This is a genomic window from Salmonella enterica subsp. diarizonae (assembly GCF_008692785.1).
Taxonomy (GTDB): domain Bacteria; phylum Pseudomonadota; class Gammaproteobacteria; order Enterobacterales; family Enterobacteriaceae; genus Salmonella; species Salmonella diarizonae.
The window spans coordinates 744,554-763,493 of the sequence record NZ_VXJV01000001.1 but is presented as its reverse complement, the minus strand read 5'-3'; the positions used below and the strand labels follow the sequence as shown (position 1 = coordinate 763,493).

The 18,940-nt window shown below is 52.8% G+C and carries 21 protein-coding genes; 15 read left to right on the top strand and 6 right to left on the bottom strand.

Translation table 11 applies throughout. The features are described from left to right. The first annotated feature begins 5 nt into the window (after positions 1-5). From aaeA to F4V72_RS03700, 3 genes are all read left to right on the top strand, one after another. Positions 6-938: a p-hydroxybenzoic acid efflux pump subunit AaeA gene (gene aaeA / locus F4V72_RS03710; protein ID WP_000855134.1), complete on the top strand. Its 933-nt coding sequence runs from the start codon at positions 6-8 to the stop codon at positions 936-938. A gap of 5 nt (positions 939-943) precedes the next feature. After that, the gene (aaeB, locus tag F4V72_RS03705) at positions 944-2,911 is read left to right on the top strand and encodes a p-hydroxybenzoic acid efflux pump subunit AaeB (protein WP_023246358.1); all 1,968 of its coding nucleotides are present in this window, start codon (positions 944-946) and stop codon (positions 2,909-2,911) included. Between the two features lie 171 nt (positions 2,912-3,082). After that, positions 3,083-3,355, top strand: a complete 273-nt coding sequence (locus F4V72_RS03700; RefSeq protein ID WP_136057977.1) for a barstar family protein — start codon at positions 3,083-3,085, stop codon at positions 3,353-3,355. A gap of 59 nt (positions 3,356-3,414) precedes the next feature. On the opposite strand, the gene yhcN-B is transcribed toward F4V72_RS03700, so the two are convergent. The 3 genes from yhcN-B to argR form a co-directional block, all read right to left on the bottom strand. Continuing rightward, positions 3,415-3,681, bottom strand: a complete 267-nt coding sequence (gene yhcN-B / locus F4V72_RS03695) for a DUF1471 family stress response protein YhcN-B (RefSeq protein WP_000853279.1) — start codon at positions 3,679-3,681, stop codon at positions 3,415-3,417. 103 nt (positions 3,682-3,784) lie between these two features. After that, on the bottom strand, positions 3,785-4,048 hold the full coding sequence (yhcN, locus tag F4V72_RS03690) for a peroxide/acid stress response protein YhcN (protein ID WP_023246359.1): 264 nt from the start codon (positions 4,046-4,048) through the stop codon (positions 3,785-3,787). Positions 4,049-4,411: 363 nt separating this feature from the next. Next, positions 4,412-4,882, bottom strand: a complete 471-nt coding sequence (gene argR / locus F4V72_RS03685) for a transcriptional regulator ArgR (protein WP_001257852.1) — start codon at positions 4,880-4,882, stop codon at positions 4,412-4,414. Between the two features lie 414 nt (positions 4,883-5,296). Between argR and mdh the strand changes: the two genes are divergently transcribed. Beyond that, a complete protein-coding gene (mdh, locus tag F4V72_RS03680; protein WP_000861583.1) occupies positions 5,297-6,235 on the top strand; it encodes a malate dehydrogenase in 939 nt (312 codons plus the stop codon). A 75-nt stretch (positions 6,236-6,310) separates the two neighbouring features. Here mdh and degS read toward each other — a convergent pair whose 3' ends face one another. The 3 genes from degS to zapG all read right to left on the bottom strand — a co-directional run bounded on the left by degS (position 6,311) and on the right by zapG (position 9,393). Beyond that, the gene (gene degS / locus F4V72_RS03675) at positions 6,311-7,378 is read right to left on the bottom strand and encodes an outer membrane-stress sensor serine endopeptidase DegS (RefSeq protein ID WP_023246361.1); all 1,068 of its coding nucleotides are present in this window, start codon (positions 7,376-7,378) and stop codon (positions 6,311-6,313) included. Positions 7,379-7,470: 92 nt separating this feature from the next. Next, on the bottom strand, positions 7,471-8,838 hold the full coding sequence (degQ, locus tag F4V72_RS03670; RefSeq protein WP_053529433.1) for a serine endoprotease DegQ: 1,368 nt from the start codon (positions 8,836-8,838) through the stop codon (positions 7,471-7,473). 156 nt (positions 8,839-8,994) lie between these two features. Beyond that, positions 8,995-9,393: a Z-ring associated protein ZapG gene (zapG, locus tag F4V72_RS03665; RefSeq protein ID WP_001519074.1), complete on the bottom strand. Its 399-nt coding sequence runs from the start codon at positions 9,391-9,393 to the stop codon at positions 8,995-8,997. A 193-nt stretch (positions 9,394-9,586) separates the two neighbouring features. On the opposite strand from zapG, the gene zapE reads away from it, so the two are divergent. The 11 genes from zapE to nanQ all read left to right on the top strand — a co-directional run bounded on the left by zapE (position 9,587) and on the right by nanQ (position 18,912). Then, positions 9,587-10,711 (top strand): cell division protein ZapE, encoded by a 1,125-nt coding sequence (gene zapE / locus F4V72_RS03660; RefSeq protein WP_023246363.1) that lies wholly within the window; start codon positions 9,587-9,589, stop codon positions 10,709-10,711. Between the two features lie 299 nt (positions 10,712-11,010). After that, positions 11,011-11,439: a 50S ribosomal protein L13 gene (rplM, locus tag F4V72_RS03655; RefSeq protein WP_000847559.1), complete on the top strand. Its 429-nt coding sequence runs from the start codon at positions 11,011-11,013 to the stop codon at positions 11,437-11,439. A 15-nt stretch (positions 11,440-11,454) separates the two neighbouring features. Beyond that, positions 11,455-11,847 (top strand): 30S ribosomal protein S9, encoded by a 393-nt coding sequence (gene rpsI, locus F4V72_RS03650; protein ID WP_000829815.1) that lies wholly within the window; start codon positions 11,455-11,457, stop codon positions 11,845-11,847. A gap of 313 nt (positions 11,848-12,160) precedes the next feature. Continuing rightward, positions 12,161-12,799, top strand: coding sequence for a stringent starvation protein SspA (sspA, locus tag F4V72_RS03645; protein WP_000257298.1), 639 nt, complete (start codon positions 12,161-12,163; stop codon positions 12,797-12,799). A gap of 5 nt (positions 12,800-12,804) precedes the next feature. Beyond that, complete coding sequence (sspB, locus tag F4V72_RS03640; protein WP_023246364.1) at positions 12,805-13,305, top strand: ClpXP protease specificity-enhancing factor; 501 nt, start codon at positions 12,805-12,807, stop codon at positions 13,303-13,305. Positions 13,306-13,413: 108 nt separating this feature from the next. Continuing rightward, positions 13,414-14,205, top strand: a complete 792-nt coding sequence (nanR, locus tag F4V72_RS03635; RefSeq protein WP_000382925.1) for a transcriptional regulator NanR — start codon at positions 13,414-13,416, stop codon at positions 14,203-14,205. 134 nt (positions 14,206-14,339) lie between these two features. Next, on the top strand, positions 14,340-15,233 hold the full coding sequence (gene nanA, locus F4V72_RS03630; protein ID WP_023246366.1) for an N-acetylneuraminate lyase: 894 nt from the start codon (positions 14,340-14,342) through the stop codon (positions 15,231-15,233). 115 nt (positions 15,234-15,348) lie between these two features. Beyond that, positions 15,349-16,839 carry a sialic acid transporter NanT gene (nanT, locus tag F4V72_RS03625; RefSeq protein WP_023246367.1) on the top strand — a complete coding sequence of 497 codons (1,491 nt, stop codon included), beginning with the start codon at positions 15,349-15,351 and terminating at the stop codon, positions 16,837-16,839. A gap of 47 nt (positions 16,840-16,886) precedes the next feature. Then, the gene (locus F4V72_RS03620) at positions 16,887-17,576 is read left to right on the top strand and encodes an N-acetylmannosamine-6-phosphate 2-epimerase (protein WP_023246368.1); all 690 of its coding nucleotides are present in this window, start codon (positions 16,887-16,889) and stop codon (positions 17,574-17,576) included. Further along, positions 17,573-18,448, top strand: coding sequence for an N-acetylmannosamine kinase (gene nanK, locus F4V72_RS03615; RefSeq protein ID WP_023246369.1), 876 nt, complete (start codon positions 17,573-17,575; stop codon positions 18,446-18,448). Before F4V72_RS03620 ends, nanK begins: the two co-directional genes overlap by 4 nt. Next, positions 18,445-18,912, top strand: a complete 468-nt coding sequence (nanQ, locus tag F4V72_RS03610; RefSeq protein ID WP_136057978.1) for an N-acetylneuraminate anomerase — start codon at positions 18,445-18,447, stop codon at positions 18,910-18,912. The genes nanK and nanQ overlap by 4 nt, the downstream gene beginning before the upstream one ends. Positions 18,913-18,940: the final 28 nt, after the last annotated feature.

Sequence of the window (18,940 nt, the reverse complement as noted above, 5' to 3'; positions counted from 1 at the left end):
TTGAAGTGAAAACACTAACAAGAAAACTCTCCCGTACGGCCATTACCCTCGTACTGGTTATTCTGGCCTTTATCGCTATTTTCCGCGCCTGGGTGTATTACACCGAATCCCCCTGGACGCGCGACGCGCGTTTTAGCGCCGATGTAGTCGCTATCGCCCCGGATGTCGCGGGCCTGATTACCCATGTAAACGTGCATGATAACCAACTGGTGAAAAAGGATCAGGTCCTGTTTACCATCGATCAGCCACGCTATCAAAAAGCGCTCGCTGAAGCGGAAGCCGATGTGGCCTATTATCAGGTACTGGCGCAGGAAAAACGCCAGGAAGCCGGTCGCCGTAATCGTCTCGGCGTACAGGCGATGTCCCGGGAAGAGATCGATCAGGCGAACAATGTCTTGCAGACTGTACTGCATCAACTGGCTAAAGCTCAGGCGACGCGCGACCTGGCTAAACTCGATCTTGAGCGCACCGTCATTCGCGCGCCTGCCGACGGCTGGGTGACTAACCTCAATGTTTATGCCGGTGAATTTATTACCCGCGGTTCCACGGCCGTCGCCCTGGTGAAAAAGAACTCTTTTTACGTGCAGGCCTATATGGAAGAGACCAAGCTGGAAGGCGTGCGTCCGGGATATCGTGCCGAAATCACGCCGCTCGGCAGCAACCGGGTATTAAAAGGTACCGTCGATAGCGTGGCGGCAGGGGTAACGAATGCCAGCAGTACCAGCGATGCGAAAGGGATGGCGACGATAGACTCTAACCTCGAATGGGTGCGTCTGGCCCAGCGTGTTCCGGTGCGCATCCGGCTTGACGAGCAGCAGGGGAATTTATGGCCAGCCGGTACGACGGCAACCGTCGTGATCACCGGTAAGCAAGATCGTGACGCAAGCCAGGACTCCTTCTTCCGTAAACTGGCGCACCGGCTGCGCGAATTCGGTTAATCGTCATGGGCATTTTCTCCATTGCCAACCAGCACATTCGCTTTGCGGTAAAGCTGGCGTGCGCCATTGTGCTGGCATTATTTATCGGCTTCCATTTTCAACTGGAGACGCCGCGTTGGGCGGTGCTGACCGCCGCGATCGTGGCGGCAGGCCCGGCATTTGCCGCCGGCGGAGAACCCTATTCCGGCGCTATCCGTTATCGCGGAATGTTGCGTATTATCGGGACGTTTATTGGCTGTATCGCTGCGCTTATGATCATTATCACTATGATCCGCGCGCCGCTATTGATGATTCTGGTGTGCTGTGTCTGGGCCGGTTTTTGTACCTGGATCTCGTCTTTGGTACGGATCGAAAACTCTTATGCGTGGGGACTGTCGGGTTATACCGCGCTGATCATTGTGATTACCATTCAGACGGAGCCGCTACTCACACCGCAATTTGCGCTTGAGCGTTGTAGCGAAATCGTCATCGGCATTGGCTGCGCTATTTTAGCGGATCTGCTTTTCTCGCCGCGATCGATAAAGCAGGAGGTTGATCGCGAACTGGATAGTCTGCTGGTGGCGCAGTACCAGCTAATGCAGCTTTGTATTAAGCATGGCGACAGCGAAGAGGTCGACAACGCCTGGGGCGATCTGGTGCGGCGCACGGCGGCGCTGGAGGGGATGCGAAGTAATCTGAATATGGAATCTTCGCGCTGGGTACGCGCTAACCGCCGCCTGAAAGCGTTGAATACGCTTTCGCTCACGCTGATTACGCAATCCTGTGAAACTTATCTTATTCAAAATACGCGGCCGGAACTGATTACCGATACATTCCGGGAACTGTTCGAGACGCCGGTTGAAACGGTACAGGACGTCCACAGGCAGTTAAAAAGGATGCGGCGTGTCATTGTCTGGACCGGCGAGCGCGAAACGCCCGTCACGCTTTATAGCTGGGTAGGCGCTGCAACGCGCTATCTGCTGCTTAAACGCGGCGTGATCAGTAACACCAAAATCAGCGCGACGGAAGAAGAGATCCTGCAAGGCGAGCCCGTGGTTAAAGTGGAATCCGCCGAACGTCACCATGCTATGGTGAACTTCTGGCGCACCACGCTCTCCTGCGTACTGGGGACATTATTCTGGCTATGGACCGGCTGGACATCGGGTAATGGCGCGATGGTGATGATTGCCGTGGTGACCTCGCTGGCGATGCGTTTACCCAATCCGCGCATGGTCTGCATTGATTTTATTTATGGCACGCTGGCGGCGCTGCCGCTGGGATTGCTCTATTTCCTGGTGATTATTCCCAATACGCAGCAAAGTATGCTGTTGCTATGTTTGAGCCTGGCGGTATTGGGGTTCTTTATCGGCATTGAGGTGCAGAAACGGCGTCTGGGGTCGATGGGGGCGCTGGCCAGTACAATTAACATTATTGTGTTGGATAATCCGATGACGTTCCATTTCAGCCAGTTCCTCGACAGCGCGTTGGGGCAAATTGTCGGCTGTATGCTGGCGTTTATCGTCATCTTGCTGGTGCGTGATAAATCCAAAGACCGAACCGGTCGCGTGCTGCTTAATCAGTTTGTTTCCGCTGCGGTTTCGGCAATGACGACCAACGTGGCGCGTCGTAAAGAGAACCGTCTGCCTGCGTTATATCAACAACTCTTTTTGCTGATGAATAAATTCCCTGGCGATTTGCCGAAGTTCCGTCTGGCGCTAACGATGATCATTGCCCATCAACGTCTACGCGATGCGCCGATACCGGTTAATGAAGACCTGTCAGTGTTCCATCGTCAGCTTCGTCGTACCGCAGACCATGTTATTTCCGCCGGAAGCGATGATAAACGACGACGCTACTTTGGTCAGTTGCTGGATGAGCTGGATATCTATCAGGAGAAATTACGTATCTGGGAGGCGCCGCCGCAGGTGACGGAACCGGTTAAACGCCTGACGGGCATGTTACATAAATACCAGAACGCGCTTACCGATAGCTAACCCACGAGAACCGATGCCAAAAGCGTCGGTTTTTTTATGACTATACTTATTCGAGATACAAAAACAGCGCAAGAGTGCTCCGGGGCTAAAAGCGTTTCTGGAAGTGAAACCTCTGCATAATGATGCTTTGTAGTAAAACAGACAATTGTCTGTCGGGGATGGTGGCTGGCTATGAATGTCTATACTTTTGATTTTAATGATATTAAAAACCAAAACGATTTTTATCGCGAGTTTACGCAGACGTTTGGTCTTGCCAGTGAGAAAGTAAGCGATCTTGATACATTATGGGATGCGGTAATGAGCGATATCTTACCCTTACCGCTAGAGATTGAGTTCGTTCACCTGCCTGATAAACTGCGCAGGCGCTACGGGGCGCTGATTTTACTCTTTGATGAAGCGGAAGAAGAGTTGGAGGGGCGGCTACGGTTTAATGTCCGGCATTGAAAAAGCATAAAAAAGCCCCCGACAGGCGGGGGCAAGTCGTCGGGTTAGACGACGAGGGTTTATTTATACAATTCGGCGGTGGCGTGCCAGTTATCACCTTCTTTTAATTCGATAATGCGATAGCTATTAGCGCCTGCTTTTTCGGCTTTAGCGACGAGTTCCTGGCGCATATCCATTGGTGTACTGCCAATCTGCGAGACGGAAATGGTGCCCATCGGTTGCAGATTCTGCGCCTGTTCCGCGTTGACCTGGTGTACTGCGGCATTTGCGCCGAAAGAGAGTAGAGTGGCCAGGCCGAGTGATGCGATAATGTATTTCGTTTTCATAATCTTTTATTCCTTTATAGGGTCAACCTCGCGGATTAATGGGCTTTTCTTATGCGATATCTCCGCGAAGTAACGACATGTTATATGCGATGGCAGGTGAATTTTATTTGTACAGTTCGGCAGTGGCGTGCCAGTTGCTGCCGCTATGCGCTTCGGTAATGTGGTAGGCCGTAGCGCCTTGTTCATCCGCTTTTTTGCTCAGCATGGCGTTCATATCCATAGGCGATGAGCCAATAGCGCTGACTGAAACCGATCCAATCGCTTCACGGTTTTGCGCTTGCTCTGCGCTGATAGGTTCTGCGGCGAAAGCGCCAAAAGAGAGAATGGACAGAATACTTAATGTTGCAACAGTGGTTTTGATTTTCATGATTTTTACCTCGTCGATTCCTTTACTGGGGTCTTTGTTTCGTGACCCTCATCACAAAATCAAGTATACACTAATCACGCGATTAATTAATACCACGCTAATTGTTTCTTCTTTTTTAAGATACTAAAAATCTTATTTTTTATAATGTTATAGAATTAAAATTGCTGCTTTTCGCCGCGATATTTAAAAAAAGAAAATAAAATCAATGCATTAAAAAATTTGACATTTTGTGCGTTTTTTTGATTTGGTATTCATATGGTGAATGTTTAAGGGCATGATTTGCCAAATGATAACCGTACAGGAAAGCCGCGCGGAGAGAGGAGAAGAAGGTGCCTCCGCCGTACGACGACGGAGGAAGTAGGGCTAGAGCTCTTGTTCAAAGAGTTCCAGAATGGCTTCGTAAAGATCTCTTACGGAAAAGCCGCTGGCAGGCGTAGTGAAGATAGTATCGTCGCCGGCAATCGTGCCGAGAATACCTTCCGCTTTCCCCAATGAATCCAGCAGGCGCGCGATGAGCTGCGCCGCGCCAGGGCTGGTATGGATTACCACGACAGCGTCGTTATAATCGATATCCAGCACCAGATTTTTCAACGGACTGGATGTTGTCGGGACGCCCAGTTCAGCCGGAAGACAGTACACCATCTCCATTTTTGCGTTACGCGTACGCACCGCGCCGAACTTAGTCAACATGCGCGAGACCTTGGACTGATTGATATTTTCAAAGCCCTGATCCTGCAACGCGAGGACGATTTCGCCCTGTGAGCTGAATTTTTCTTCTTTGAGGAGCGCTTTAAACGCCCTTACTAGTTCTTCTTGTTTAGCCGAGCTTCGCATAAGTCACCCGTAATATGGCGGTAGAAACAACATTATTGTGCATACAGATGAATTTTTATGCAAACAGTCTGCCTTGTTTAAGGCTGAAATAATGTTATGAAAGAGCGGAATTTTATCAAATTTCGTTATCAAGAAACATGCCTGCGTCACGCCTCGCAAATAAGATTAAAAGTAAATTAATTGTTATCAAAATGATGTTGTTTTGAGGGGGCAGTAGGGTATATTGTCACCACCTGTAGGAACGTTGCTCTCTGGTTGCAGCCGATCCGGATTACGCAAATTAAATGCATAAAAGCCAAAATTGCGCGACTCCGCATTCTTGACGCGTGAGGATTGTAATCATTGAATTTGTGAATTAAGGTCGCCGCCGCGGAGCAATAGACACTAAGTTAATCATATAATAAGGAGTTTAGGATGAAAGTCGCAGTCCTCGGCGCTGCTGGTGGTATCGGTCAGGCGCTGGCATTACTTTTAAAAAACCAACTGCCTTCAGGTTCAGAACTCTCCCTGTACGACATCGCTCCAGTGACTCCCGGTGTGGCCGTTGATTTGAGCCATATTCCCACCGCAGTAAAAATCAAAGGTTTCTCCGGCGAAGACGCAACCCCGGCGCTTGAAGGCGCTGACGTAGTACTGATTTCTGCGGGGGTGGCGCGCAAGCCGGGTATGGACCGTTCCGACCTGTTTAACGTTAACGCCGGCATCGTGAAAAATCTGGTGCAGCAGATCGCTAAAACCTGCCCGAAAGCGTGCGTGGGTATTATCACCAACCCGGTGAACACCACCGTTGCGATTGCGGCGGAAGTGCTGAAAAAAGCAGGCGTATACGACAAAAACAAACTGTTTGGCGTAACCACGCTGGATATCATCCGCTCTAACACCTTTGTTGCAGAGCTGAAAGGTAAGCTGCCAACGGAAGTTGAAGTTCCGGTGATCGGTGGGCACTCCGGCGTGACTATTCTGCCGCTGCTGTCGCAGATTCCAGGCGTAAGCTTTACCGAACAAGAAGCGGCCGATCTGACTAAGCGCATCCAGAACGCCGGTACTGAAGTCGTTGAGGCGAAAGCCGGCGGCGGATCGGCAACCCTCTCTATGGGCCAGGCTGCTGCGCGTTTCGGTCTTTCTCTGGTTCGCGCTCTGCAGGGCGAAAAAGGCGTGGTGGAATGCGCCTATGTGGAAGGCGACGGTCAGTATGCCCGTTTCTTCTCTCAGCCGCTGTTGCTGGGTAAAAATGGCGTAGAAGAGCGTAAATCCATCGGCACGCTGAGCGCTTTCGAGCAACGCTCGCTGGAAGGTATGCTGGATACACTGAAAAAAGACATTACGCTTGGCGAAGAGTTCGTCACGAAGTAAGCCATATGTTATTATAAAAAAACCGGAGTTAACTCCGGTTTTTTTATGCCCGCTTGATTAACGGCGCAGAAAATATCAATTAGTCGCCGGATATTCCTGCACCGTCACCTGGAACGTGAACTGCTTATCATCCCGCATCACCACGACCGGAATGACGGAGCCCGGACGGATTTCCGCCACCTGATCCATCGTCTCCAGCGCGGACACGGCCGGTTTATTATTGACCGAAATGATCAGATCGTTAACCTGAATACCGGCAAGCGCGGCGGGGCCGTTTGGCGTTACTTCATTAACCACAATGCCCTGAATCGGGTCCATGCCGCTACCCTGCGCGTGCAGCGGCGCGATTTCTCGTCCGCCAATACCGATATAGCCGCGAATCACGCGACCGTCGCGGATAAGCTTATCCATAATTTTCGTGGCTAGCTGGAAGGGAATCGCAAAACCAATACCTTCCGGCGTTTCGCCATCGTTACTCTTATCAAAAGAGAGGGTGTTGATCCCCATCAGTTCGCCTAACGAGTTGACCAGCGCGCCGCCGGAATTACCGTGGTTAATCGAGGCGTCGGTCTGGAGAAAATTCTGCCGCCCCGTCGGGTTCAGGCCGATACGACCCGTTGCGCTGATGATCCCCTGGGTGATGGTCTGTCCCAGATTATATGGGTTGCCGATAGCCAGTACGACATCGCCAATATGCGGCGTACGCTTTGTATTAATCGGGATGGTAGGCAGCCCGCCGGTGGCGTTGATCTTCAGCACCGCCAGATCGGTAAGCGAATCGGAGCCAACCAGTAGCGCTTCAAACACGCGGCCGTCCTGTAGCGCGACGATAATCTGATCGGCATCGTTAATCACGTGCTTGTTGGTAATAATATAACCGCGTTGATCCATGATCACGCCGGAACCCAGCGTGCGGATCTCCAGTTGATTATGCGCGGTACTGTTCATACTGCGGTTATAGACATTGACGACGGCAGGCGCGGCGCGGCGAACCGCAAAATTATAGCTGGCTGGCGTCTCATCGGTACTGTCGAATTGCGGGACGGCGATAGGATTAATTTTGCGCAAAGAAGGCATGACGGCCAACAGAATAGCGCCGACAATTAAACCTATTGCGACCGAACGTAAGAGCTTCACAAACATGATGGAGGCGTCGTTAAAAAAGGGAACGGCAGCAGCATACCATGAGTTAACCGGACATCACATCGCAGGCTGATGCCCGGTTTAAGACAGGATTAGCGCAGCAATAGATAAATGTTCTCGTTGCCGCGTACTACCTGAAGGGCAATGATAGACGGTTTTGCCGCCATCACTTTGCGCATTTCGGCGATAGAACTGATGCGATCGCGGTTAACGCCGATAATAACATCATCTTTTTGCAAACCGGCCTGAGCGGCGGGACTGCTTTTTTCGACGCTATCAATCTTAACGCCTTTCGTCCCGTCTTTCAGTTGTCCGTCGCTCAGCGTCGCGCCTTGCAACGCCGGGGCGATCATTTCGGCGCTGGCGGAAGAGGAGGTATTGGAATCCAGCGTGACTTCCACCTCCAGCGGCTTACCATCGCGCAGCAGACCCAGCTTTACTTTCGTGCCCGGTTCGGTGGTGGCGATACGTGAACGCAGTTCGGCAAAGCTATTCAGCGGCTTACCGTTAAGACTGATAATCACGTCTCCGGATTTCACCCCGGCCTTCGCCGAACCTGAATTGGGTAAAACCTCGCTGACAAAAGCGCCACGCTGAACGTTCAGTTTGAATGCCTTAGCGATATCAGCGGTCATTTCAGTGCCTTTAATTCCCAGCAATCCGCGTTTGATTTCGCCGAACTGAATCAACTGCTGCGCCAGCGTCTGCGCCATATTGGAAGGAATAGCAAAGCCGATGCCGATGCTCCCGCCCCCTGGCGCGAGGATCGCGGTATTAATCCCAATCAGCTCGCCGTTCAGGTTAAGCAGCGCGCCGCCGGAGTTGCCGCGGTTAATGGAGGCATCGGTTTGAATAAAGTTCTCAAGCCCTTCCAGATTAAGCCCGCTACGTCCCAGTGCTGAAATAATCCCGGAGGTGGCGGTTTGCCCCAGACCAAACGGATTACCGACCGCCACGGCGAAATCGCCGACGCGGAGTTTGTCGGAATCGGCGATCGCAATTTGCGTTAACTGACTGGGATTCTGAATCTGTAACAGAGCGATATCGCTCTGGTCGTCGCCGCCGATCAGCTTCGCGTCAAATTCGCGTCCGTCATTCAGTTGAATGCTGATCTTCTGCGCCTGATTAATCACATGATTATTGGTTAATACATAGCCTTTCGCGGCATCGATAATCACCCCCGAACCGAGTCCTTCAAACTGCTGGGACGGCTGGTCTGGCAGATCTTCGCCAAAGAATTTTTTAAACTCCTCCGGCACTTTTGGGCTCTGGGTGGCGGTTCCCTCGACTTTTACGCTGACGACAGCAGGCAGCACTTTCTCCAGCATAGGGGCAAGGCTTGGCAGCGTCGCCTGGCCTGGCACCTGGCCTGGTATCGATGCAAGGGCTGGAAACGGCGCCGAAAGAGTTAACCCGACACTTAACGCTAATGCACTTAACAGCTGGGTGTGTTTTTTCATGGATGCTGCTCTCGTACCTTGAATGAACGGATAGACAATTCAAAACAGATTGATGTTATTGAATTTTCAGCCTGGTAACAATGATAATAGCTGGGACAGGAAAGATAGAGAGGGGGCGCAAGCGATGCGCCCGATAAATTTCTTAACGGCGTGCGATTAATCGCGCTTTGCACCGCTACGCAACAGGCCTGACGCGCCTTCAGAATAGTCACGCGGCATTTGTACCGGCGCCTGATCGTTGCTCGCTTCAGACTCCGCCAGACGGTTACGGAACGGATTCGACTCCGCCGACATTTCCGGCAGCAAGCTGCTGGAGCTTTTCGCCATATGCTGATACAGCTGGCGGTAATCATGCGCCATGGTATCCAGCAGCTCCGCGCTGCGGGCAAAGTGGCTAACCAGCTCTTCACGGTACTCTTCCAGCTCAGCTTTGTTTTTTTCCAGTTCGTACTGCAATGCCTGCTGTTGACGTAACTTACGATTACCAAAACGCATGGCCACGGCACCAATGATGATACCGACGACTAATCCAATTAGCGCATATTCCCAGGTCATGAACATCTCCCGTTGTCTTATGTTTCCGTAGGGTGTTGGCTCCAGGCTCCATGCCCGCGCCTGATTATGCCACTATAACCGCTAATTCCGTAGAAGTGGAATCCCGACAGCATATCGCGTAGTGTAGAACGGCCTTTTTTTCGTCAGCCGTGAACGGACGGCACATCGATTTTCAAGGAATAACAATAACATTATGCAAAGCCTTTCCCCTACATCGCGTTATCTCCAGGCTCTCAACGAAGGCACCCATCAGCCTGACGACGTACAGAAAGAGGCGGTCAACCGTCTGGAAACCCTTTATCAGGAGCTCACCGCGAAAAAATCGTCGACTACGCCGCCTGGTGGACTGATAGCGCGACTGGGGAAATTATTAGGCAAAAACGAACCGGACGCGCAAATACCGGTTCGCGGGCTGTACATGTGGGGGGGCGTGGGTCGCGGCAAAACCTGGCTCATGGATCTCTTCTACCACAGCCTGCCGGGCGAGCGAAAACTGCGCCTGCATTTTCATCGTTTTATGCTGCGCGTGCATGAAGAACTCACCGCACTACAGGGACAGAGCGATCCGTTAGACATTATTGCCGACCGGTTTAAAGCCGAGACGGACGTACTGTGTTTCGATGAGTTTTTCGTCGCCGATATTACCGACGCCATGCTGCTGGGCGGTTTAATGAAAGCGCTGTTTGCACGCGGCATTACGCTGGTCGCGACCTCCAATATTCCGCCGGATGAACTCTACCGCAACGGTTTGCAACGCGCCCGCTTCCTGCCAGCTATCGATGCCATCAAACAGCACTGCGACATTATGAATGTGGACGCCGGCGTCGATTACCGGCTGCGTACGCTGACGCAGGCCCATTTATGGCTAACGCCGCTTAATGATGAAACCCGGCGGCAAATGGATAAACTGTGGCTGGCGTTAGCGGGGGCCACGCGAGAACACGCCCCGACCCTGGAAATCAATCATCGCCCTTTATCCACCCTGGGCGTTGAAAACCAAACGTTAGCGGTCTCTTTCGCTACGTTGTGCGTCGAGGCCCGTAGCCAGCATGATTACATTGCGCTCTCAAGGCTATTTCACACGGTTCTGCTGTTTGACGTGCCGGTCATGACGCCGCTGATGGAGAGCGAAGCGCGCCGCTTTATTGCGCTGGTGGATGAGTTTTACGAGCGCCACGTTAAGCTGGTGGTCAGCGCCGCCGCGCCGTTATATGAGATTTATCAGGGGGAGCGGCTCAAGTTTGAATTTCAGCGCTGTCTGTCGCGCCTGCAGGAGATGCAGAGTGCGGAGTACCTCAAGCGGGAGCATATGCCGTAAGCCGGACAAGCGCAGCGCCCCGGGCATTGTGTGTCTCATGTCGACAACTTCCCCGACCGATGTTGGATAAGGTCTGAACAAAACCCGCGGCAAATCACAAAAAGGGGTCGATCTTTGACCTGGACTTCTCTATAATCCTGCGACCCCACGTTACAAGAGAGTTTTTTCCCAAACTTTCTCTGTGCCGGCCAAACATATCCGAGGGGGTAGGTTTACCGGACTTTGTCGTGTGAACCTCAACTATTTAAAACGTTTGGGTGTTCACCAACGTGTAACTTATTTATTTGGGTAAGCTTTTAATGAAAACTTTTACAGCTAAACCAGAAACCGTAAAACGCGACTGGTATGTTGTTGACGCGACCGGTAAAACTCTGGGCCGTCTGGCTACTGAACTGGCTCGTCGCCTGCGCGGTAAGCACAAAGCGGAATACACTCCGCACGTAGATACGGGTGATTACATCATCGTTCTGAACGCTGACAAAGTTGCTGTAACCGGCAACAAGCGCACTGACAAAGTGTACTATCACCACACCGGTCACATCGGTGGTATCAAACAAGCGACCTTTGAAGAGATGATTGCCCGCCGTCCTGAGCGTGTGATTGAAATCGCGGTTAAAGGCATGCTGCCAAAAGGCCCGCTGGGTCGTGCTATGTTCCGTAAACTGAAAGTTTACGCGGGCAACGAGCACAACCACGCGGCACAGCAACCGCAAGTTCTTGACATCTAATCGGGATTATAGGCAATGGCTGAAAATCAATACTACGGCACTGGTCGCCGCAAAAGTTCCGCAGCTCGCGTGTTCATCAAACCGGGCAACGGTAAAATCGTTATCAACCAACGTTCTCTGGAACAGTACTTCGGTCGTGAAACTGCCCGCATGGTAGTTCGTCAGCCGCTGGAACTGGTCGACATGGTTGAGAAACTGGATCTGTACATCACTGTTAAAGGTGGTGGTATCTCTGGTCAGGCTGGTGCGATCCGTCACGGTATCACCCGCGCTCTGATGGAGTACGATGAGTCTCTGCGTGGCGAACTGCGTAAAGCTGGCTTCGTTACTCGTGACGCTCGTCAGGTTGAACGTAAGAAAGTCGGTCTGCGTAAAGCACGTCGTCGTCCGCAGTTCTCCAAACGTTAATGGGTTTCTGCTTCGGCAGACAACTGTTAGCGAAAAACCCGCTTCGGCGGGTTTTTTTATGGGCAATGCATTTATCTGTCACGATGAAATGCGGATTGTTGTCTCTTTTTCCCCAATTCCAGAATCGACTCACCACAAAGGTCACAAAATCTGGTAAACTATCATCCAATTTTCTGCCCAAATAGCGGGGAATGTTCATTTTTTGTCTCGTTTTTGAGCAATGATGACTTTTTTCGCCCTGGGTGACATAACATCTGGCTGGTCACGTTGTGGCTGGTAGCAGTAAAAATTCTGAATATACCTGGAGGTTTTCATGGCTGTCGCTGCCAACAAACGTTCGGTAATGACGCTGTTTTCTGGTCCTACTGACATCTATAGCCATCAGGTCCGCATTGTGCTGGCTGAAAAGGGTGTTAGTTTTGAGATCGAACACGTGGAAAAGGACAATCCACCTCAGGATCTGATTGACCTCAACCCGAATCAAAGCGTTCCGACACTGGTGGATCGTGAGCTGACCCTGTGGGAATCTCGCATCATTATGGAATATCTGGATGAGCGTTTCCCTCATCCGCCGCTGATGCCGGTTTATCCGGTCGCTCGCGGTGAAAGCCGTCTGTACATGCACCGTATTGAAAAAGACTGGTATACGCTGATGAACGTCATCGTAAACGGGTCTGCTTCCGAGGCCGACTCTGCGCGTAAACAACTGCGCGAAGAGCTGCTGGCGATTGCGCCGGTATTTGGCCAGAAACCGTATTTCCTGAGCGACGAATTCAGTCTGGTTGATTGCTACCTGGCACCTCTGCTGTGGCGTTTACCGCAGTTAGGTATCGAATTCAGCGGCGCAGGGGCGAAAGAGCTGAAAGGCTATATGACCCGCGTCTTTGAACGTGATTCTTTCCTGGCTTCCTTAACCGAAGCTGAACGTGAAATGCGCCTCGGTCGGGGTTAACCTGTATGGATTTGTCACAGTTGACGCCGCGTCGTCCTTATCTGTTGCGCGCTTTCTATGAGTGGTTATTGGATAACCAACTGACCCCGCATCTGGTGGTGGATGTGACGCTGCCTGGCGTGCATGTCCCTATGGAATATGCGCGCGATGGGCAAATCGTCCTCAACATCGCGCCGCGTGCGGTAGGTAATCTGGAACTGTCTAATGATGAAGTGCGCTTTAATGCGCGCTTCGGCGGCGTCCCCCGTCAGGTTTCTGTGCCTTTGGCTGCGGTGCTGGCGATTTACGCCCGTGAAAATGGCGCGGGTACCATGTTTGAGCCTGAAGCCGCCTATGATGAAGACGTTGTCAGCTTAAATGATGATGACAAAACCACAGGCGCGGAAAGCGAGACCGTGATGTCCGTCATTGATGGCGATAAGCCTGACCACGATGACGACAGTAGCCCTGATGACGAGCCGCCACCGCCGCGTGGCGGACGTCCGGCGCTGCGCGTGGTAAAATAATCAACAGGCCCTGAAGGGCCTGTTTTGTTTGGTCTCCTCGTGGGTTCACCCCGCTTTTAAAGCTGTGATACGATAGGCTGGCTATTATCTGCCACCGACCACTCATGAATGGACGTTATGAACGCATTTGATTCGCAAGCAGAAGATTCTCCTACATCCCTCGGGCGTAGTTTGCGCCGCCGTCCGCTGGCGCGTAAAAAACTGTCTGAAATGGTTGAGGAGGAGCTGGAACAGATGATCCGTCGCCATGAATTTGGCGAGGGGGAACAGCTACCGTCTGAACGTGAATTAATGGCCTTCTTCAATGTGGGACGTCCCTCCGTGCGTGAAGCGTTAGCCGCGCTGAAGCGTAAAGGTCTGGTGCAAATCAATAACGGCGAACGCGCCCGCGTTTCGCGCCCCTCTGCCGATACCATCATCAGTGAACTGTCAGGTATGGCGAAAGATTTTCTTACTCACCCTGGCGGTATTGCTCACTTTGAACAGCTACGGCTTTTCTTTGAATCCAGCCTGGTACGCTATGCGGCGGAACATGCCACCGACGAGCAGATCGCGTTGTTAACGAAAGCGCTGGAAATTAATAGTCAGTCGCTGGATGACAACGCGCTGTTTATTCGTTCGGACGTCGAGTTTCACCGGGTACTGGCTGAAATTCCTGGTAACCCGATCTTTATGGCTATTCATGTTGCTCTGCTGGACTGGCTAATCGCCGCTCGTCCAAGCGTTCCCGATCGCGAGTTGCATGAACATAATAACGTGAGTTATCAACAGCATATTGTGATTGTTGATGCCATCCGTCAGCGAGATCCAGATAAAGCGGATCGCGCTCTGCAAACCCACCTCAATAGCGTTTCCGCTACCTGGCACGCGTTCGGTAAAAAAAGTCAAAAAATGCGGTAGAGATCGCGCTTCCGATCTTTGTTTAGTGAAGCAGATCGCACTATAAGCGTTCTGTATTATTTGCTGCTTATTTGTTCTGGTATAACAGGTATAAAGGTAGGTAGTTAATATATTCATCATCCGCAGAGGTAGGTATGGCAAAAGCATTGCAAGGCGTAATGGCGGCGTTGTTGACCCCATTTGATCATCAGCAGCAACTGGATAGCGAAAGTCTGCGCCGTCTGGTGCGTTTTAACATTGGGCAGGGTATCGACGGACTATACGTTGGCGGTTCCACCGGGGAAGCATTCGTACAGAGTCTTGCAGAAAGAGAGCAGGTGCTGGAAATTGTCGCCGAAGAGGCGAAGGGAAAAATCACGCTGATCGCCCATGTCGGGACGGTAAGCACCGCAGAAAGCCAGCAACTGGCGAGCGCTGCAAAGCGTTACGGTTTTGATGCTGTCTCTGCGGTGACGCCCTTTTATTACCCTTTCAGTTTTGAAGAGCACTGTGACCATTATCGGGCAATCATTGATTCCGCAGATGGGCTACCGATGGTGGTATACAACATTCCGGCGTTAAGCGGCGTAAAACTTACGCTGGATCAGATCAATACGCTGGTGACATTACCAGGCGTGAGCGCGCTGAAGCAAACTTCCGGCGATCTTTTCCAGATGGAACAGATCCGCCGCGCGCATCCGGATCTGGTGTTGTACAACGGTTATGACGAAATTTTCGCCTCCGGCTTGCTGGCGGGAGCGGACGGCGGTATCGGCAGCACATACAACATTATGGGCTGGCGTTATCAGGGGATTGTGCAGGCGTTACGTGAGGGCGATGTGGCGAAAGCACAGCGCCTGCAAACCGAGTGCAATAAGGTTATTGATTTACTGATTAAAACCGGCGTATTCCGCGGCCTGAAAACGGTCCTGCATTATATGGACGTGGTATCGGTGCCGCTGTGTCGTAAACCGTTTGCGCCTGTTGATGAAAAATATCTGCCGGAGCTGAAGGCGCTGGCTCAAGAATTGCTGGAAGAAAAGGCGTAACAGCGTAATGCCGGGGGCGCTGTGCTTGCCCGGCCTACGACAGTACGAACGGTAGGCCGGATAAGGCGAAGCCGCCATCCGGCACAACGACAACAAAAATCGTCGGGAGAGTAAAATGAGTACTTCTGCCCAGAACATCCCGTGGTATCGCCATCTCAACCGGGCGCAATGGCGGGCATTTTCCGCTGCCTGGCTGGGATATCTGCTTGATGGTTTTGATTTTGTGTTGATTGCTCTTGTACTGACTGAGGTACAAAGCGAATTTGGGCTGACGACGGTACAGGCGGCAAGCCTGATTTCGGCGGCTTTTATCTCTCGCTGGTTCGGCGGGTTATTGCTGGGCGCGATGGGCGATCGCTATGGGCGTCGTTTGGCGATGGTCAGCAGCATCATTCTGTTTTCGGTGGGAACCCTGGCCTGCGGGTTTGCGCCTGGTTACACTACCATGTTTATCGCCCGATTGGTGATTGGTATGGGCATGGCGGGCGAATATGGTTCCAGCGCGACCTATGTGATTGAAAGCTGGCCAAAACATTTACGCAATAAAGCCAGCGGATTTCTGATTTCCGGCTTCTCCGTTGGCGCGGTCGTCGCCGCGCAAGTGTACAGCCTGGTGGTGCCTGTCTGGGGCTGGCGTGCGCTGTTTTTCATTGGCATCTTGCCAATTATCTTCGCCCTCTGGCTGCGGAAAAACATTCCGGAAGCAGAGGACTGGAAAGAGAAACACGCGGGTAAAGCGCCGGTACGCACGATGGTCGACATTCTTTATCGGGGCGAACATCGCATCATCAATATCTTAATGACCTTCGCCGCCGCCGCTGCGCTGTGGTTCTGTTTTGCCGGTAATCTACAAAATGCTGCGATTGTGGCGGGGCTGGGACTATTGTGTGCGGCTATCTTTATCAGTTTTATGGTGCAGAGCAGCGGTAAACGCTGGCCCACTGGCGTAACGCTGATGCTGGTGGTGCTGTTTGCTTTCCTCTATTCCTGGCCGATTCAGGCGCTATTACCCACTTATCTGAAAACCGAGCTGGCCTACGATCCACATACGGTGGCGAATGTCCTTTTCTTTAGTGGATTCGGCGCGGCGGTTGGTTGCTGCGTAGGCGGTTTTCTTGGCGACTGGCTGGGAACGCGTAAAGCGTATGTCTGTAGCCTGCTGGCCTCGCAAATACTCATTATTCCAGTTTTTGCGATTGGCGGCGCAAACGTCTGGGTTCTGGGTCTGCTACTGTTTTTCCAACAGATGTTGGGGCAGGGGATTGCCGGGATTCTGCCGAAACTGATCGGCGGGTACTTCGATACCGATCAGCGTGCGGCGGGGCTGGGCTTTACTTATAACGTCGGCGCGCTCGGCGGCGCGCTGGCACCGATCCTGGGAGCGCTGATCGCTCAACGTCTGGATCTGGGCACTGCGCTGGCATCGCTCTCTTTCAGCCTAACGTTTGTCGTGATCCTGCTTATTGGTCTCGATATGCCGTCTCGCGTACAGCGTTGGCTACGTCCGGAAGCGTTACGCACTCACGATGCTATCGACGACAAGCCGTTCAGCGGAGCCGTACCGTTTGGCAGTAGTAAAGATGCCTTTGTAAAAACGAAAAGTTAATCCGCTTGCCCGGTTTTCAAACCGGGCAATATTTGTAAGGGAGTAGTATGTCGTTACTTGAACAACTGGATAAAAATATTGCCGCTTCTGGCGGTTTGATTGTCTCCTGCCAGCCCGTTCCTGGCAGTCCGCTGGATAAGCCGGAGATTGTAGCGGCAATGGCGTTGGCGGCGGAACAGGCGGGCGCGGTTGCGGTGCGTATTGAAGGCATAGACAACCTGCGTGTGACCCGCTCGCTCGTTTCGGTACCGATTATCGGCATTATCAAACGCGATCTGGACGAGTCTCCAGTACGCATTACCCCTTTTCTCGACGATGTAGATGCGCTGGCGCAGGCCGGCGCAAATATTATCGCCGTTGATGGAACCGCTCGACAACGGCCGGTAGCTGTTGAGGCGTTGTTGGCGCGCATTCATCACCACCATCTACTGGCGATGGCCGACTGCTCATCCGTGGACGATGGTCTCGCCTGCCAACGGTTGGGCGCGGACATTATCGGCACGACAATGTCCGGCTACACTACCCCCGATACGCCGGAGGAACCCGATCTGCCCTTAGTCAAAGCGTTGCATGACGCCGGATGCCGGGTGATAGCCGAAGGGCGCTATAACTCGCCAGCACTGGCGGCGAAGGCGATCCGTTATGGCGCATGGGCGGTGACGGTGGGGTCCGCCATTACCCGTCTGGAACATATCTGTGGATGGTATAACGACGCATTAAAAAAGGCGGCGTCATGACTACGTTAGCAATCGATATTGGCGGTACTAAACTTGCCGCCGCGCTCATCGACAAAAACTTGCGCATTAGCCAGCGTCGCGAGCTGCCGACCCCCGCGAGCAAAACGCCGGACGCGTTACGTGAAGCATTAAAGGCGCTGGTTGAACCGCTACGGGCAGAGGCGCGTCAGGTAGCGATAGCCTCTACCGGGATCATTCAGGAAGGGATGCTGCTGGCGCTAAACCCCCATAATCTGGGTGGCTTGCTACACTTTCCGTTAGTTCGGACACTGGAAACGATCGCTGGCCTGCCGACGCTGGCGGTGAACGATGCGCAGGCGGCGGCCTGGGCGGAGTATCACGCGCTCCCTGATGATATCCGCGATATGGTGTTTATCACCGTTTCAACAGGGGTTGGCGGCGGCGTTGTTTGCGACGGCAAGCTTCTTACCGGAAAAGGCGGTCTGGCCGGGCATCTGGGACACACTCTGGCGGACCCACACGGGCCCGTGTGCGGCTGTGGACGCGTTGGCTGCGTAGAGGCCATCGCCTCTGGACGAGGGATGGCCGCGGCGGCGCGGGATGATCTGGCGGGATGCGACGCCAAAACCCTATTTATTCGCGCTGGCGAAGGCCATCAGCAGGCGCGGCATCTGGTAAGCCAATCCGCGCAGGTAATGGCGCGACTGGTCGCCGATGTGAAAGCGACCACCGACTGCCAATGTGTGATCATTGGCGGCAGTGTAGGGTTAGCTGAGGGATACCTGGAGCAGGTTCGTGCGTTTTTGATGCAAGAACCTGCGCCTTATCACGTGGCGCTGAGCGCCGCTCGCTATCGGCATGACGCAGGATTATTGGGCGCTGCTCTGTTAGCTCAAGGAGACACATTATGATGATGGGTGAAGTACGGTCGTTGCCTTCTTGCGGGTTGCATCCGCGACTGCTGGATGCATTGACCCTCGCGCTGGCGGCAAGGCCGCAGGAGAAAGCGCCGGGGCACTATGAATTGCAGGGCGACAATATCTTTATGAATGTGATGCAGTTAACGACGCAAATGCCTGCAGAGAAGAAAGCGGAATTGCATGAGCAATACATTGATATTCAGCTACTGCTGACCGGCGCCGAGCGTATTGCGTTCGGGATGTCCGGCGCCGCTCGCCAGTGCGAGGAGATGCACGTTGAAGAGGATTACCAGCTTTGTAGTAAAATCGCCGACGAGCAGGCTATTACGCTGCAAGCGGGGATGTTTGCTGTGTTTATGCCGGGAGAACCGCATAAACCGGGATGTGCAGTTGGTGAGCCGGATGACATCAAGAAAGTGGTAGTGAAGGTACGCGCCAGTCTGCTGGCGGCCTAAATCTCTTGCCGGAAGTATCCTTCCGGCA